The 17,378-nt window shown below is 35.7% G+C and carries 15 protein-coding genes; 5 read left to right on the plus strand and 10 right to left on the minus strand.

Annotated elements, in window-relative coordinates; translation table 11 throughout:
• Positions 1-32 precede the first annotated feature (32 nt).
• The 5 genes from adhP to IGM09_RS07565 form a co-directional block, all read right to left on the minus strand.
• The gene (gene adhP / locus IGM09_RS07545) at positions 33-1,049 is read right to left on the minus strand and encodes an alcohol dehydrogenase AdhP (protein WP_002374623.1); all 1,017 of its coding nucleotides are present in this window, start codon (positions 1,047-1,049) and stop codon (positions 33-35) included.
• A gap of 208 nt (positions 1,050-1,257) precedes the next feature.
• Positions 1,258-2,238 carry a DUF916 and DUF3324 domain-containing protein gene (locus IGM09_RS07550; protein ID WP_033625017.1) on the minus strand — a complete coding sequence of 327 codons (981 nt, stop codon included), beginning with the start codon at positions 2,236-2,238 and terminating at the stop codon, positions 1,258-1,260.
• Between the two features lie 98 nt (positions 2,239-2,336).
• Positions 2,337-2,888, minus strand: coding sequence for a hypothetical protein (locus tag IGM09_RS07555; protein ID WP_002357217.1), 552 nt, complete (start codon positions 2,886-2,888; stop codon positions 2,337-2,339).
• A complete protein-coding gene (locus tag IGM09_RS07560; protein WP_002379536.1) occupies positions 2,881-3,240 on the minus strand; it encodes a hypothetical protein in 360 nt (119 codons plus the stop codon). The genes IGM09_RS07555 and IGM09_RS07560 overlap by 8 nt, the downstream gene beginning before the upstream one ends.
• Positions 3,216-5,876 (minus strand): bacterial Ig-like domain-containing protein, encoded by a 2,661-nt coding sequence (locus tag IGM09_RS07565; RefSeq protein WP_010713312.1) that lies wholly within the window; start codon positions 5,874-5,876, stop codon positions 3,216-3,218. Before IGM09_RS07565 ends, IGM09_RS07560 begins: the two co-directional genes overlap by 25 nt.
• A gap of 227 nt (positions 5,877-6,103) precedes the next feature.
• On the opposite strand from IGM09_RS07565, the gene IGM09_RS07570 reads away from it, so the two are divergent.
• Complete coding sequence (locus IGM09_RS07570) at positions 6,104-7,561, plus strand: helix-turn-helix domain-containing protein (protein ID WP_010710266.1); 1,458 nt, start codon at positions 6,104-6,106, stop codon at positions 7,559-7,561.
• A gap of 108 nt (positions 7,562-7,669) precedes the next feature.
• On the plus strand, positions 7,670-9,592 hold the full coding sequence (locus IGM09_RS07575) for an FUSC family protein (RefSeq protein ID WP_033625018.1): 1,923 nt from the start codon (positions 7,670-7,672) through the stop codon (positions 9,590-9,592).
• 191 nt (positions 9,593-9,783) lie between these two features.
• Here the strand turns inward: IGM09_RS07575 and larE are convergent, their stop codons facing one another.
• The 5 genes from larE to IGM09_RS07600 form a co-directional block, all read right to left on the minus strand.
• Positions 9,784-10,614: an ATP-dependent sacrificial sulfur transferase LarE gene (larE, locus tag IGM09_RS07580; RefSeq protein ID WP_023895614.1), complete on the minus strand. Its 831-nt coding sequence runs from the start codon at positions 10,612-10,614 to the stop codon at positions 9,784-9,786.
• A gap of 105 nt (positions 10,615-10,719) precedes the next feature.
• Positions 10,720-11,433, minus strand: a complete 714-nt coding sequence (locus IGM09_RS07585) for an ABC transporter ATP-binding protein (RefSeq protein ID WP_033625019.1) — start codon at positions 11,431-11,433, stop codon at positions 10,720-10,722.
• Position 11,434: 1 nt separating this feature from the next.
• A complete protein-coding gene (locus IGM09_RS07590; RefSeq protein ID WP_010709508.1) occupies positions 11,435-12,220 on the minus strand; it encodes an energy-coupling factor transporter transmembrane component T family protein in 786 nt (261 codons plus the stop codon).
• On the minus strand, positions 12,220-13,206 hold the full coding sequence (gene cbiM, locus IGM09_RS07595; RefSeq protein ID WP_002374603.1) for a cobalt transporter CbiM: 987 nt from the start codon (positions 13,204-13,206) through the stop codon (positions 12,220-12,222). Before cbiM ends, IGM09_RS07590 begins: the two co-directional genes overlap by 1 nt.
• Positions 13,207-13,224: 18 nt before the next feature.
• A complete protein-coding gene (locus IGM09_RS07600; protein ID WP_002361998.1) occupies positions 13,225-13,881 on the minus strand; it encodes a Crp/Fnr family transcriptional regulator in 657 nt (218 codons plus the stop codon).
• A gap of 159 nt (positions 13,882-14,040) precedes the next feature.
• Here IGM09_RS07600 and larA point away from each other — a divergent pair, with 159 nt between their 5' ends.
• Genes larA through larC form a run of 3 tightly spaced genes read left to right on the plus strand, consistent with a single transcriptional unit; the run spans position 14,041 to position 17,367 of the window.
• Positions 14,041-15,315, plus strand: a complete 1,275-nt coding sequence (gene larA / locus IGM09_RS07605) for a nickel-dependent lactate racemase (RefSeq protein WP_033625020.1) — start codon at positions 14,041-14,043, stop codon at positions 15,313-15,315.
• Positions 15,316-15,352: 37 nt separating this feature from the next.
• Positions 15,353-16,096 carry a nickel pincer cofactor biosynthesis protein LarB gene (gene larB, locus IGM09_RS07610; RefSeq protein ID WP_002362000.1) on the plus strand — a complete coding sequence of 248 codons (744 nt, stop codon included), beginning with the start codon at positions 15,353-15,355 and terminating at the stop codon, positions 16,094-16,096.
• Complete coding sequence (gene larC, locus IGM09_RS07615) at positions 16,093-17,367, plus strand: nickel pincer cofactor biosynthesis protein LarC (RefSeq protein WP_033625021.1); 1,275 nt, start codon at positions 16,093-16,095, stop codon at positions 17,365-17,367. Before larB ends, larC begins: the two co-directional genes overlap by 4 nt.
• The last annotated feature ends 11 nt before the right edge of the window (positions 17,368-17,378 follow it).

A 17,378-nucleotide genomic window follows, 5' to 3' on the forward strand; every position in this document is an offset into this window, starting at 1 on the left:
AGATTAAATCAACGAATCACTAAAAAACTAAATTAACTGCGAAAATCAATGACCATGCGCCCGCGAATTTTTCCTTGTTCCATTTCTTCAAAAATAGCATTAATTTCTTCTGGTTGGCGTGTTTGACAAACAGGAACAACTTTTCCTTCTGCACCGAATTGGAAAGCTTCGCTTAAATCTTGACGGGTTCCAACTAACGATCCGACTACGTGAATGCCATCAAGAACAAGACGTGGAATAGATAAATCCATTGTCTCAACAGGCAATCCAACGGCGACAACCGTTCCTCCCGCACGGACTGCATCGACTGCGCCATTAAATGCTGATTTAGCTACCGCAGTGACTACTGCTGCATGAACACCGCCAATTTCTTTTTGAAGTTGTGCAGCAAAATCAGGATCTTTAACTGGATTAATTAAAAGATCAGCACCCATTTCTTTCGCAAAAGTTAACTGATTATCATTCACATCAACAGCTACTACTTTGGCATTAAAGACATGCTTGGCATATTGTAAAGCTAGATTACCTAGCCCACCTAATCCTGAAATCATTAGCCATTGACCTGGACGAATCCCAGATTCTTTTATCGCTTTGTAGGTTGTTACCCCTGCACAAGTAATAGAGGAAGCTGGCTCTGATGCTAAATTTTCTGGCACTTTCACTGCATAACCGTCTGTGACGATGCATTCTTCGGCCATGGCACCATCAACTGTATATCCAGCATTTTTTACTGAACGACAAAGCGTTTCTCGACCAGAAGTACAATATTCGCAATGCCCGCAGCCTTCATAAAACCATGCAACAGATGCACGATCACCAATCTTTAAACTAGTAACGTCTTTTCCAACCTCCGTCACAATCCCAATTCCTTCGTGCCCTAAGGTACAACCGCTAACATCGCCAAAATCTGCATTCTTAACGTGTAAATCCGTATGACAGACACCACAGACTTCCATTTTCAACCGCGCTTCATTATCTTTCAATGGACGCGATTCTTTTTCAACAATTTTTGTTGTTTTTCCTTTTGCTGCGACAATTGCTTTATACATGGTTCTTTCCTCCTTGTTTCTATTGTGAATCATTGAACAATAATAGTATAATACTACTTTCCAAAATAAGGAACACCAATGACTTGCGTAAATTAACGCTAATTTGACAATTTATCCTTGCTAGACAGCTATTCTTCCCTTATGTCATAGATAATTCATACTGGCATGATTTTTTCTGCATAATTGTCAACTATTTTAAAGGCAGGTTTTACAACTTCATTTTTCCCTTCTTTTTTCCTAAGATATAGCAGACGGCACCTAAAATAACTAGAATTAAAAAGGCCATGAGGTACTTAAGCCAGTGAAGGTTTTTGACTTTATGATCAACAGAACGCTTATTATACTGATCAGCTTGCTTTTTGTTTATCGTGAAATCTTTTGAGAACGTCCAGCTCCCCTCATGGTTTTTCAACTTAATGGTATAGGTATAGTCTCCAGGTTTAAACGAATCTTTCAGTAAAATAGGTAGGTCAAACCTTGTGTTTGGTGCAAAACTAAGATTATTTTTCTTTTCGTGAATGATCGTTTTGTTTGTTCCTTTTTCTTTAACAAAAAAATCTCCTTCGACTTTTGACAATAACTTCCGCTGTGGATTTTTAATTTCCATCGAAACAGTATTGTGACGGTTAATTTGCCCAATTTTAACAGAACCACTTTCCAATTTTGCAGGTATGGTCTCTGCTGTTTCATTCACCCGAATAGCAATCGTATGCATATAAACATTTTGAATCCCACCCTTGCTTTGGTCCCCAGCTATCTCTACAGGTCGAATCGTCACTCCACCTAATAAAATTCCTGAGAATAACTTTTCTGGCATCGTTATTTGAAAATCAATCGTTTGTGATTGTTTACCAGGAACACTAATGTCCTTCCTATTGGGACTAATCAAATCACTAAGTACCAAACTCATCGATAGATCTTTTTCAAAGCTACTTTTTGTATAGTCAACTATCCCATTACTATTTGTTGTTGCTGTATTTACCTGAACTTTAAATTTTTGAGGGTTCGGCGTAGTATTGGTTATCGTTAATTTGAATGTATCTTTTTGTTTCGGAGTTAATGTCATATCAAAAAAATTACTGGTTTTGTTATTTTGAGTTGCTCCGAAAACGGGTGTGACTGTATACGCATTCGCATTGTCAATTGTTGCTGAACTATTGGTATTAGACGGCTCTGCCCAGGCACGCATCGCTCCACCTAAACAGAGAATAGTCAATATAAAAAGTATCTTTAAAATTCTTTTCAATTTATCTGCCTCGTTTTCTTACATCGTTTTATGTTAAATTCTTAGGCGGGTGCTCCATCGATGGCATTCCAGACGATGGTTCCAGAGTAGGTATTTGCAGCAATACTTTTAGGTATATTTAACGTTGCATTTAAATCGGCTGTCGTGACAGTGTCTGATAAACGGATATCACTTTTATCTAGCGAAATAATGGTTGAAGCATCTGTGGTTAAATCAACGCCCGTAAAGGTACCTTTTTCAGAAGATCCGTCAGGTTTTTTAGTGTCTAAATGAAGTGTCATTCCGTCTAAGCCAGTGACACCTTTTCCTTTATCTTCTAAATTCGCTGTCAGATACCAACCTGTATTCGTTGTCCCACGATTATCATTAATGATAAGTTGCGACTTGCTTTGATCTGGTTGCGTATGATCTTGGCCGTCTTTTGTCACCGTCCCAAAGTTAATTTGTGCTAATGGTGTAATGGTTAATCCGCCACCCAAAACCGACACATTCGCTGTGGTATTGGTATTATCAGCCGCATTCACAGTTTGTTGTCCAATTAAAAAGATTCCCGTTCCTAAAGTGACAGTTAAACCAATTATTTTTTTATTCATTATTTTTCCTCTTTTCTTTATAAAGTCCGACGATTAATGTACCTCCGAGTACCACGATTCCTAAAATCGTCTCTTGAGACGTAATCTCGTTTGTTTTTGGTAAAAAATTAGGTTGTCCTCGTGAAGTTGGCATATCGTTAGTCTGCGGTATAAGCTCATTGGGATGTGGAACAATATCCTCACTCTCTTTCACTATTACCATGACTTTTGTGCCAGCTTGTGCGTCAGCTGTCTTGTCTTCAGCTTGTGCTTGAATTGGCAAACCGAGAATAAAGGCAACAAACAATAAATCATAGATAAACCATTTCACAGCTATTCCCTCTTCCCTTACGGTGTTGCTTCTAAGTTCCAAATTAACTGAGCTTCATATTTATCAGCAGGTGTGACTTTTGAAATAGTTAATGTGGGCAATAATTGTAATTTCGTCAAAACTTTTTTATTTTTGATAGATTGGTTACTTACATCAGCTACTAATTGTTGCTCATCGTTAACCATAATATTTTGCTCAGTTGTTACATAATCGACTGACTTTGGATTTAGCGTGAGATCAAGCCCTGCGTCTTTCCACGCTTGTGTTTTCTGATCATTTAAATTATAGGCTACTTCAAGCTGCCAGCCAGTTGTCCGATTAGGATCCCCCGTATCTTCAATGTTCATCTCACAACTTTTTAATGTCTGTGTTTGATCTTGGCCATTAAATTTTACGTTCTCAAAAGGCATTAGTTGTTCAGATAAGTGATAAAAGTCTAGACGATTAGAGTAATAGTAGGTCCAATCAACAGTAACACTTTTACTAAAACCTACTATTTTAGAGATATCATAAGTAATTCTATAGATGCCCGCTACTTCATCGTTTACCTGCTTAGGCGTATAGCGAATCGTTATCTTACTATAAGGAATGGACTGTCCATCATTATCTGTTGCACTATCAAAAAGACGTTTTGGATCGAAGGGCGTCCCTACAGAAAAGCTGCCGTTATGTGCACCAATATGAGCTGAAGAGGGAATGACTTCTAGTGCAGTCTGCGCCTCTAATCCTAGGTAGTTATAATCAATTTCATATTTACCAACCACTTTTGTATCCACCGCATCTACTGGGACCTTTTGCTCTCCGTCCAGTTTATATATGGTGACACTTACGTCTCGAAAATCACCTTTTTTACCATCTGGTGTTTGTAGGCTAGTCACTTCACTTTCTGGTTGCCATTGAGTATATTGATAAACCGTATCTTGAGATTTAACTTTAATTTGCGCTTGATCAATGTGTACAGCTAAACTTTTCTCATTTGAGTAGCTTTTAGATGTATCATCAACATCAAGAATTCTAAATGTTAATGTGTAATCTCCTGAAGTTGGTAAAGCATCTGCTAAACAGTTAAAACTAACGCAATCATCTGTGACTGGTAAATTTTTTAAATCTTGCTCCCCAATTTTATGAAAATCAGTTTGGGCAGCACCTGAAATTTTTTCTTCAATCTGAACTTTTCTAGTTGTCGGAGCCTTAACGGTTAGTTCTACTGGTATCTTTTGTTGCGGGTGAAATGTTGTTTGACCTTTAACAAAAGCTGCCTTTTCTAAACTTGGCACTTGGTATGGATCTATTGTGACGCGCATATATGTTTTATCTGTGGGCTCTGAAGAATCCGTTCCTGGCGGGTTGACTAACGGCAGCCCACAACCATCTTTGCCACTAAATAAATAGGTTGTTAACCCGTTTTGTTGTTGTGAAGAGACATTCACATTGGCCTTAGGATCAACTGTGTGAGTATGAAAATTAACTACGCGCGCAAACCGTTGAGCAACATACCCATTTGTCCAATTAAGCGGATTGTCTTGTCTTTGGTTCATCGTAAACTTTGGTGATAAAAAATCCCCTGGTAACATCGTTTTGCTTTCAGGTATTTCAGGATATTCAGAGGCATCTTGGGTATTGTAATTGGATAATGGATTGTCTTTATCGCCGCTGTCCCATGGCGAGATATAAGAAGACCAAGTAGCCACTTTCCCAGTGATTCCAGTGATAATTTGATGATTCAAATTATTTGGATCTTGCTTTGCTGCTGCCGCTAAACTTGTCGCACGTAACCACATATCCGAACTAAACAATAGCCAATTATGATTAACCGTATTCGTTGTATCTGATTCGTAAGTTCGACCAAAAAAATCTGCCGACAACGAAAATTGATCACTTTCAGTACCATCTGACAAAACATTTGATACTGGTAAGCGATGTTTCGTTAAATTTTTATTGAGGGAATAATCCTTTGAATCGCCATCCTTCATTAAAGTAGCAACATCTAAATCAAAATGAAGTTCAAATTTTATGGCCGATTTGTCAGGTTCATGTCGCCAAATTTCATAAAGTTTAGTAAAAGAAAAATTAATAGTGTCCCCCCGTTCACAAAACATCACCTGATGCTCAGTATCAATTCCGCTATAATCTTGATCAGGATCACCCCATCCCGGTGAACCATCTTCTGAAGAACCGTTAAACGTCCGCATTCCTTTTGTGTTAACAATTGGTATTTGTGTGTGTTTTTGTCCACTAATTGAATAAAAATTTTCTGGATTATCCGCAAAAGCCTTGTCATAAGCCGCTTTAAAATTATCTGCACTTATATTTTCTGGCAAATGAAACATCAGTCCATATTGCATTCCTACAGTACCAAAAGAAAGAAACTTCAATGCTTCTGTATGAGAAGTGTCCACTGTTCCGTATAATTTTACGTGTAATTTTCCTCCAAATGATCCATCAGGACCACCACCACCGTCATGGCTTATCTCCATTCCATAAGGTAAATCAGTTCTCAAATCAATGGCTATCCCTCCCGCTTGATAGAGCGAAGCTGCCTCGCATTCTTGAAAATGCACGCTCAAAAAACAAGAAATCGATACCAATAGTAGACAAGAGTAAAAGAAATAAGCAATGCTTTTTTTTCTTTTGTAGGTTGGCATTTTCATTTTTAATTGTTCGTTGATTTTTTTCATTGCTTACTCACCTTGACCTTTTTTGGAATTAGAAACTAAATAATAATTATTCTAACTACTGCTAGCTTATCAACATTGAAATTGCTTTGCCACACACAATTAATGTATAAGGCTGTACATTAATTGTGATGGCCGCTTCTTATTGCGCTTGTGTTAACATATCAATACAAAAATTTAAAGAAAGTAGACTACAATGAACCTAAATTTTACTTTTGGAGGTCCATAACATGTTTCCATCCTACCTAACGAATGAGCTAGAAATTTTATTTTATATAGTCAAGCGAGCTCATACGTCATTAAATGAAATTTCTTCCAATTTAAAAATTTCAAAAAGAACGGTCAAAGAAAATCTGATAAAAATAAATCAAGAATTCGAGGATACTTATCAAATCCAACATTTTATTGTCTCTAACAATAATGGCATTGTTTGTGTAAATCCAGCGTACCGAAAAAGCGCGGTCGAATACGCCTACACGTTAAAACTTAATCTTTTAAAAAACAATGTACAATTTAATTATTGCGTACAATTGGTCACACATTCTTCCATTGATAAAAACGAATTAATTAAAGTTTTATATATTTCTGAACATTATCTGGTAAAAATCACGAAACAACTGAATAACTTTTTTAAAATTTTTGATATAGTGATCGTTAGTATTAAGGGTATTTATCAATTAACTGGCAATGAATTATCGATTCGAGTGTTTTCTTTCATTTTCCTACAAGATTCCTTTCAAGAATTGGCTTGGCCTTTTTCTAAAATAAGTCTTGAAGAAATAAAAAAAAGTCTACCCGATGAACTTCTTGAACGATCCTATAAAAATGTCCGAATGAAGAAAAGAGCGTTTTATATTTTATATGCGATATTTAAAACTAGAACAAGTGCACAAAACTTCTTAAAGATGCCGCACTCTAAAAACCTGCATTCTTTTTTTATTCTGATCAATCAATACAGTCATGTGACTTTATTTTTTCTTGAACACTCCTTCGCTGACATTCAATGCGAAACAAGAAAAACTGAAATTTTATACTTTAATTTTTTATCTCGCATTTTTATCCCTTATATCTTTTCGGAAAAGCAAACGAAACAAATAGAAAAATTATTTATAGAATCTAACCATCCTTATTGTGTCTTATCAAAAAAATTATTTAAGCAAGTAGCCTACTTACTGACAAATCAGCATGATTATCAATACGTTTACTATCTTTCTATTTTTAATGCTTGGTACTTTTTAACGGAGGGCAATTATTATACTTTTTTAACACTTTATTTACCGCAGCCAGAAATTTGTACTCCGTCAGATGTGGCATACTTTAATCGAATAAAACGAACGGTGGCAAAATTAGTTCACCAAGAAACGCATTTAGAGTTACTCAGTCAACTGCTTTACACATTGTCTGTGTCCGAAAAAAAAGTACAAGTGAGAATCTATTTACAAATTATCAAAGATTTTTATGCAAGTTATTTTATTAAAACACGGTTATCCTCCTTATATAATACAAACGCAATCTCTATTACCGAAGACTTCACAAATGCGGATATCATCATCACAGATTCCTTCGAAAAAGCTACTTCTAATCAAGATATTTTCTACTTAGATTCCATTGAAAATGAAGAAAGTTGGCATGAGCTTACAGAATTTATTCAACAAAAATATATGGCTAAACTTAATGTTGGACTATAATTGTGAGTTTTCTTAAAAAGAGCAAATTTGAAAAAAAAATTTAGAGGTGTATACTAGCAGAGGAATAATTTTTTAGCTTTTAATAAATTTTTAAAGAAGGAATGTTTTGTGAAATTATCTATCAAAAATTTTTTTGAGGTCTTCTTAGAATCATCTTGGGCGTATAGTCGCCCTATACTAACTTTTGATACAAGACAGAACTGGTTTGCCCTTGTTCTTAGTATCATTATTGCAAATGCTGTTGGTGCTGTTCTAACAATAGTCTTTCCTTTCGCTTTTGTTTTAGTAAATGTTGGTAGCTTTTTGGGCACTGTAATTTGTGTCTTACCACGACATAGCTCTCCACAAAGAAGTGCCATAGATGGTATTTTAATGATTTTTCTTGGTGCCAGTCTGGGGATACTTTTACAGTCGTCAAGTATATTCATTATTTTATTATTCGTCCTTGGTTTGTATTTTTCAGGGATTGTAAGAAACTTTAGTATTGGTCTGTATATTCGATGTCTCTTTGGGACCATTTCTTTACTAGCTGGTGCGCAATTAAAAGGCAATTTGTCTATTGGTCAAACTTTTGAAGGTCTGGGTGCAATAATTTTAGGTATGTCCATCCTTTGTTTGTTCTATTGTCTTTATTCTAAGCCGCAAAATAATGAAGCACGAAAATTAGTAGCCGATTTATATGAACAATTATATTTATTAGCACAAGGAAACCCCGCACGCTATGTCCATTTCAGAATAAAAGTACGCGAATCTGTTGAAACAATGCCCTGGGTCAATCATCAAAAAACACCATGGATTTATCCCTTGGTTTCACAAGCAGATGCAATTGCAGGCTCGTTAGATTCAACCAATGCAGCTGAAAATCTTCCTGCTTTAAAAGCAATTCTACTCTTTTTAAAAGGAGAACAATTAACCCTGCCTCTTCAAGAATTTGCTTCAGCAAACACCGAAATAAAATCAGCAATCCTTTTGATACAAAACAAACAATCCTTTAAAAAAATCTCATTTAAATCTTTCTTACCCACAAAAGAAGGACTTGCAGAAGCCAAAGAGATCCTTCATTCTTACAAAGGCAGCTCTGCTAGATTCGCAATTCGTTTAGCTTTAACAGGTTTAGTGTGTCATTTTTGTTCGCTTATTCTTAATTACATGTACCCTTTGCCTTTAGCTAATCACGAATTCTGGGTAGTTATTTCTGGTTGTTTAATGGTTATGCCAGGTTATCATGGTACACTCGGTAAAATCACTTCAAGAACTATTGGTTCTATTTTAGGTGGTTGTTTAGGCATTTTTTTGTCTCAATTAATTGCTAACTTAACAAACCTAAATCCTTTATGGCCAATGCTATTGTCTTGTTTGCTAGTTATATTGTATGAAACCGTCCGTAAATTAAGTCAAGCATTTCTAATGCTAAGTGTGACCACTTGGTTAACTTTCACATTAGGTGGTAGTTCTGCAGGCTATACAAGAGTTTTTGATGTAATTATTGGTGCGCTGATTGCTTTTGTTATGTTTTTTATTTTCCCAACATGGCATAGTCAAGTATTACGTAAAAATATCAATAGTTGGTCAAAAACGATCAGCTCTATTTTGCTAGCGTTAATCAATGAAGAGACCACGTTACCAAGTGATGCTTGGGTACTAGCTTATCGAGTACAACGTAGAGTAAACTATTCTATTCAAGAAATTGTTCTTGAATCTCCTATTTATAGTAACGATGCCTCTGCTGAAAGCTTAATGCAACAAAAACAACTAAATGATCAACTGTTGGAAATGCAAACTGCTATGGAAGAGCTTCTTTTAGAACTTATGAAAACACAATACTACTTAAAAAAATTAACGCCAGTTAGGCCGGACACACTAAACACTGAGTTATTTAACTATTCACAGCAAATACTTTCACTCACGAATCCCAAAAATAATCGACTAATCAACCAGTCCAAACAATCCATTTATTTTCCTCAAATTGAACAATCACTGGTAATCTTAAAAAATTCTACAGCTAATTTCTTTTTAGCAAATATCAAATGATTAAATAGACAAAAAGCCTAGGAAAAATCCAAAGGGAATTTTTCCTAGGCTTAAAAGTTGATAATCTACTGGCAGAGTAATCAATGAAAACAACCGATCTAATCGAGCAGAAAACTTGGTTTTTATAACAGAATACTCCTGTCCTGACTCCGTTACACCGACTCAATTTTATAAACTTATCTGTCTAACATTCACAAAAAACTTTTTTTTTCAGTTTCTGTGAGGATATCATTCATTCGGCCAGATTTAAATCCTTCTAAGTCAAAAGTTACATAATTAAATCCTTGTTTTTTAAGATAATCTGCAATTTTTTCTCTGTTTTCTAATAACAGAGAAAGTTTGTCTTCTGGAATTTCAATCCGTGCTAAATCATGATGTGCTCTGACACGGACAATTGGAAAACCTATTTCCCGTAAATATTTTTCACTAGCAAATACTTGATCAATAGCTGAGCGTGTTAACTTAATGCCATAAGGAATTCTTGAAGCAATGCTACATGAGGCAACTTTACTCCAATTGGAAATACCTGCGTCTTTAGCAAGTTGACGTATTTCAATTTTATATAATTTAGCTTGTTGTAGCGGACTGATGACCCCTTCTTGATCTCTTGCTCTTAATCCAGGACGAAAGTCAGTATTATCATCCATAATCATCCCATCGGCCAGAACATCAAATCCCTCTTTCTGAATAGCCGAACGAATAGTTTTATATAATAATTTTTTACTGTAGAACCAGCTATTAGGGTTATTTGCAACAATTCTATCATCCGCTAATTCGCTCATTTCAAGGCCTAACACATTTGCTCCCAACCCATTAGCTAAATCAACCGCTTTATCAAACTCATCATCAGAAAATAATTCTGAATTTACAACAACCGCAAGTACATTTTCAGCACCTAAAGTGTCCAAAGCTTTTTTTAGCAAGTAAGAGCTATCAATTCCACCTGAATATGCAACAGCCAACTTATCCATTTTTTGTAATTCGCGAACTAAATTTTGTTCTTTCGTTTTCATGACAGACATTTAAACCATCTCCTATTGATTTTCTTTTACATAATTAATTATAGACATCTCCACAATAGAAAAAATCACGATTCATAGTATCAATTATTGTCAATATTTGTACACTTAATACCGTTTTAAATGTTGTAACAAGTTAGCATTGGCTTCTATCTCTTCCTTTGAGTACCTTGTAACAGCCGAATCAAACAATATAATGGAATCAGCTTCCTCGCAAATACTCAAATAGTCATGGGCGGAAAGGATAATTGTTTTACCAAGTTGATGCAGATTTTTTATTATCTTTTTAAATAATTTTTCCGATTCTTTTGTCAACCCAGTAAACGGCTCATCTAATAAATACACGTCTGGATTCATTACTAACAGACTAGCAAAAGCCACTTTTTTCTTTTCTCCTCCCGATAATTGATAAGGCACTTGATTGCTTAAATGGGTAATTTTTAATAAATTCAAACAATCATTAATTCTTTTTGCTATTTCATGCTCGGATAGTTGGAGCTGTCTAGGGCCAAATGCCAATTCGTCATAAACTGTTGCATTAAATAATTGTGTGTCCGTCTCTTGAAATAATATACCCAAATGAGCATAATACTTTTTTTTATGAATAGGGTCTTTTTTCCAGGCCGTTAATGATTGTTCCATAAAATAAATCGTTCCCTCGGAAGGTTTTAAAAAACCTGCGAGCAAATTTAAAAAAGTGGATTTCCCACTGCCGTTATCTCCCATCAAAACCAGATATTCTCCTCTGGCTATTTCCAAATTACAAGGCGAAAAAACAGGCTTCGTTTGATAGCGATAAACCAAATGATTTACTCGATACATATTAGTTCCTCCCTAAATAAAGCAACCCCCCGAAAAATAAAAGATAGACAATACTAACCAAAAAATCTTTCGTTTTTAATGGTTGCTTTACTCGATAATATTGACCAGTATATCCTCTTGCTTCCATCACCATGTCCAACTTTTTCCCATACGTAAAAGATTTTAAAGAAATAAGACTGATTAAATTACTACCCGTACTCAACTGGATATTCCCACCAACTGCTCTAGCTTCTACAGCGGCAAGCAGTTGGATTAAGAGATTTCCAAAGAAAAAGATATATTTAATCGTAATATCTAATTGTAAAAGTATTATATTCGGAAAATGAAAGATTTTTAATGCTGCTATAAATTGATTCATGTTGGTTGTTTCCATATATTGACTAATCGCTATGGCTAAAAAAAACAAATGAACAATAAATAATAAACTAAATTGACCTAAAAAAAAGATCGGTAAATAGATAATCAGCGGCATCAAAATGAGGATACTAGCTTTTTTGACAATGTTTCGTAGAATAGTTGGTTTTTCAACTAAAAGTAACATGCCTAGGTAGATGCCTAAGAGCCACAAAACAAGAACCTTTTGTGTTGTGCTGATTAAAACAATTAGTAAAAAAGTACTGATCAGTTGAATTGCTGGGTGTATATCACTGAGAATAGTCTTATTGCGTTTCCCACTCACCTGAAATTTATTTAATAAAAAAAGGATTCCTTTTCGATTTTTAAGCATAAAGGTTTCTTTTTTATTAGGTTCAAAGGACGTGGAAGATTCTTTCATCCATTCAGGCATCAACTTTGCCTTCTTCCATTAAATAAACGAAAAATGAGTAAAAAAACGATTATGGCTGTTACGCCACTTAAAATATACCCAAGTGCTAATGGCAGTCCTGGAATAAAGTAATCACTGAAAAGTGCATGAAATGAAAAACCATTCACCATACCTTTTGGTTGTACTGCAGGTAAATGATTCTGTTTTAAATTCTTGACTAATTCAGATAAATCCCATTCACCCCAAGCAGTGGCATGATCAATCAAACCTAATGGACATAAAATTACCATAACCAATAACAGTCTCTTTAATCGCAACAACGGAGTCCTTTTCTTCTTTTCTTCGATAAAAATTGCATCTTTTGACACACTTTTTACAAAATTATAGACACACACGGTGAAGAGACCTTCAACAATTCCTATTACTAACAGATGGACACTCATCATTGCTGGTATAGTTATAGAAAGACCATATGGGCTATAAAGTGGCGTACCATTCGCTTCATGGAATAGTAAGGGTTGGATACCTAATAATACAGAAGTAGAAAATGCCGCAACATTTACACCAAGATACCCAGCTAAGAAAAGACCCATTGTTTCAAATTTTTTTACACGCGTAACTAGCTTATAAACTCCATATCCCACGAATGGCATCACAAACGCCATAGAAAAGGCGTTTGCACCAAAAGCTAATATACCACCATCACCAAATAAACAAGCCTGTAATAGTAAAGCCACCGAAACAGACAGCGTCGCGGCCCAAGGTCCCATCAATAATGCGATGAGAACAGCCCCAACAGCGTGCGCAGTTGTTCCACCAGGTACTGGCAAATTAAACATCATTATTAAAAATGACAAGGAGGAGGAAATCCCTAACATGGTCCCTGTATCTTTTTTTAATTTAATTTGAACGTCAACTTTTTTTACAGCGCGGTACCAGACAGGTACCATAATCGCGCCCATCACTGCGCAAGTTTGTGGGCTTAAATAATTTTCTGGAATATGCATGTTCGTCAGACTCCTATCTTATCGATCAATATAATCAGCTAAATAACTTTGATCGTAAATCACAATTTTTTGTTTTTTGATATCGATGACTTTTTCCTCTTTTAAATCATGGATAATTCGGTTTACGCTATTTCTCGTTGAAATCCCGCAAAACCCCGCAATATCCTCATTAGTTACTTGAAAATCAATTAATATTCCTTCCTCTGTCTGTACACCAAACAAATCAATTAATTGGTAAATAAAAGTACAAACAGCCCCTTTCTTACCATTCATTGTCATATTCTGTAAGGAACTAATACTCTCCGATAATTTTGCTCGGTAGTAATCCCGTACATAATCTTGAAGAACAGCATCTTCTCTAACATATTCCCAAAATACAGTCCTTGGTATCCGATAAAAGCTAGCCTCTTCCGACTCAATGCGGATATTAAAAGGAGCAGATGTATAATTTGATACTTCATCACGTAACAATGAAATAATGTCAGGAGACACAATATACGACAGATTAAATTCTCGTCCATCCTTTAAAATAATACTCGTCTTAACGACCCCTTTCTTTAATACATAGGTGTACGCTTCCTCCAATCCATGATAAGCGAGATAAGTATGGCGTTTTTTTTTGATAATCGGCGTCTTCTTTCTATCTAAGAAAGCTGTAAGATAATCTGACTCCATAATTGTCACTCCTTTGACTAAGTTTCTGTTTGATTCGTTAACTATTATAAACACTCTCACCAACCTTTTGTTAGCAAATGTTACCCACAATAAGGACTGTGTGATTTCTAAATTTCATTATACTTAGTCTCGTAAAATATTACTTAGGAGATGATTGCTATGGTAGAAATTAACCTACCTTATGACAAGAAAATGATTACTGCAAGAATTCCCGATAAAAATTTTATTGGGCTTCTCGAATCAAAAGCTGAACATTTTTCAAATCCATATACTGAGAAAGAAACAGTCGAAAAATCGCTGGACAATCCTATTGGAAGCCTTCCATTAGAAGAATTAGCTAAGGGTAAAAAAGACATTGTCCTCATTAGTTCCGATCACACACGTCCCGTTCCTTCACATATTATCACCCCAATTATTTTGCGTAGAATTCGTTCAGTGAACAAAACAGCTAGAATACGGATTTTAGTTGCTACAGGCTTTCATCGCCCTTCTACACGAGAAGAACTGATTAGCAAATATGGTAAAGAGATTGTAGAGAATGAAGAAATCGTTATGCATATCTCTACTGATGATTCCTCAATGGTCAAAATCGGTCAACTACCTTCAGGGGGCGATTGTATCATTAATCGCATTGCAGCAGAAGCAGATTTACTGCTGGCCGAAGGGTTTATTGAATCACACTTTTTTGCAGGATTTTCTGGTGGACGTAAATCTGTTTTACCTGGAATTGCTTCTTATAAAACCATCATGGCTAACCATTCTGGAGAATTTATTGATTCCTCCAACTCACGGACAGGAAATTTAACGGATAATCCGATTCATAATGATATGGTCTACGCTGCCGCTAAAGCGAATCTAGCTTTTATTGTTAATGTCGTTTTAGATGGTGACAAAAAAATTATTGGTTCCTTTGCAGGCGATATGGTTGAAGCGCATAAAGTTGGTTGTAACTTTGTAAAAGAAATTGCCCGTGTCAAAAAAATACCTTGCGACATTGCGGTTTCAACGAATGGCGGATTTCCACTTGATCAAAACATTTATCAAGCAGTTAAAGGGATGACCGCTGCAGAAGCAACCAATAAAGACGGCGGTGTCATTATTATGGTCGCTGGATGTCGTGATGGTCACGGTGGTGAAGGTTTTTATGAAAATATTGCCAATGTTAAAAATCCAAACGAATTTTTAGAAGCAGCCATCCATACACCACGATTAGAAACCGTGCCAGATCAATGGACTTCGCAAATTTTAGCGCGAATTTTAGTTCATCATCATATAATTTTTGTTTCAGATCTTGTTGATTCTGAGCTTATCACTTCGATGCATATGGAAATAGCAAAAACGTTTGATGAAGCGTTAGAGCGAGCATTTGAAAGAGAAGGTCTAAATGCAAAAGTGACTGTGATTCGAGATGGCTTGTCTGTCATTGTAGAATAATGATCCTTGAGAAATCAGGAATAAGGAGCGTTGTATTATGCAACCGAAAGAAATTTTAGGAGCTTTTAAAGAGGGAAAATTATCTTTAGAAGAAGCAACAAACAAATTAAATGGCTTTTGCGAATTAGACTTTGCAAAAATTGATACGCAGCGTAAAGAAAGAACTGGGTATCCAGAAGTCGTTTATGGGGAAGGGAAAACAATTGAGCAACTCATCAAAATTATCAATAGCTTAAGAAAAGAAAATAATACAATCTTAGTTACTCGCGTTTCACAACAAAAAGCCCAACCTTTAGAGTCGAACTTTCCTCATGGAACCTACTATGAACTTGCACGTTGTTTCGTTATCAACCAAATGGAGACTACAACAAAAAACTATATTGCGATAGTTACTGCTGGAACGTCAGACATGTCCGTTGCTGAAGAAGCAGCAATCACTGCAGAAACTTTCGGGAATCAAATAAAACGTATCTATGATGTAGGCGTTTCTGGCATTCATCGTTTGTTCGCTCACCTAGATGAGATTCAACAGGCTTCGGCGGTTATTGTGATTGCAGGCATGGAAGGCGCACTGGTGTCCGTGTTAGGCGGACTAGTTAGCGTGCCAGTGATTGCCGTCCCTACTAGCATAGGCTACGGCAGCAATTTCCAAGGGCTGACTGCTCTTTTAGGAATGCTAAATAGTTGTTCCTCTGGCGTTAGTGTAGTCAACATAGATAACGGGTTTGGTGCCGCTTATAATGCAAGTATGATTAATCAAATAAAGGAGTCTTCACTATGAAAAGCTTATTTTTAGAACCATTTTCTGGTCTTAGTGGTGATATGTTTAATGGATTGTTGCTTGACTTAGGCGGGGATTTAAACAAACTGTTAATCGAATTAAAAAAACTTCCCATCGATGGGTTCACCATTCAAGCCCAACGAATTGCTAAAAGTTGTATTTACGGAACAGATTTCGATGTTCTCCTACAACATGGAAAAAAGGATTACGGTATAAAACACAGTCTCTCTCCTCACCACGAAAATGAACATCATGAAACGAAAGAACATGCACATCATCATAGCCATTCTAGAAATTTAAAAGATATTTATACATTAATTGAAAAAAGCGACTTGTCCAATTTTGTAAAAAAACATAGTAAAAATGTTTTCTATGACATTGCAAAAGCTGAAGCTGCTGTTCATCAACAAACAATTGACACTATTCATTTTCATGAAGTTGGAGCAATTGATTCAATTGTTGACATCGTTGGCTTTTTTATCTTATGGGAACAGTTAGAGATTGAACAAGTCTATTCAACGCCAATTACAGATGGAAGTGGTACTATCACAATTGCCCATGGAGTCATGCCAATACCAGTTCCTGCGGTGATGGAATTACGTAAAGAAACGAATTTAATCATTCAACAAGACTTTGAGATAAAAACTGAACTTGTCACACCGACTGGCTTAGCTATTTTTAAAGAACTTAGTCCTCTATTTGTCGCACCAGAACAACGATTAATTGAAAAAATAGGTTACGGATTCGGCAAACGGGAAACAGGCAAGTTCAATGCCCTCAGAGGATCGATCTTTACTGAAACACATAGTAAAAAAAAGAGGACAGAACACCATGACCAAGTTTTAAAAATTGAAACAAATATAGACAATCAAACACCTGAACAGTTAGGTTACGCAATGGATCTATTATTGGAGCATGGTGCTCTAGATGTTTTTTTCACGCCCATTCATATGAAAAAAAACCGAAGTGCCATTCTATTAACGGTTTTAACAACAACAGAGGAAAAAGAATATTTTACAGAACTACTCTTTAAACATACTTCTACAATTGGTATGCGTTTTCAAACAATGGAACGTAGTGTGATGGACCGTTCTTTCAAAATCTTGGAAACACCTTTTGGTAAGGTCCATATTAAAAAAAATCATTATCATGGCCTATTGAAAGAGTCTATTGAATACCAAGATTGTGAACGAATTGCTAAACAATATAATTTTACAATCGAGGAAGTCTATCGCCTCGTCCAAACATTAAATAACAAAACTATTGATTAAAGGAGCTTTAT

The sequence above is a fragment of the Enterococcus sp. DIV0167 genome, assembly GCF_050541555.1.
In the GTDB taxonomy this organism is placed as follows: Bacteria; Bacillota; Bacilli; order Lactobacillales; family Enterococcaceae; genus Enterococcus; species Enterococcus faecalis.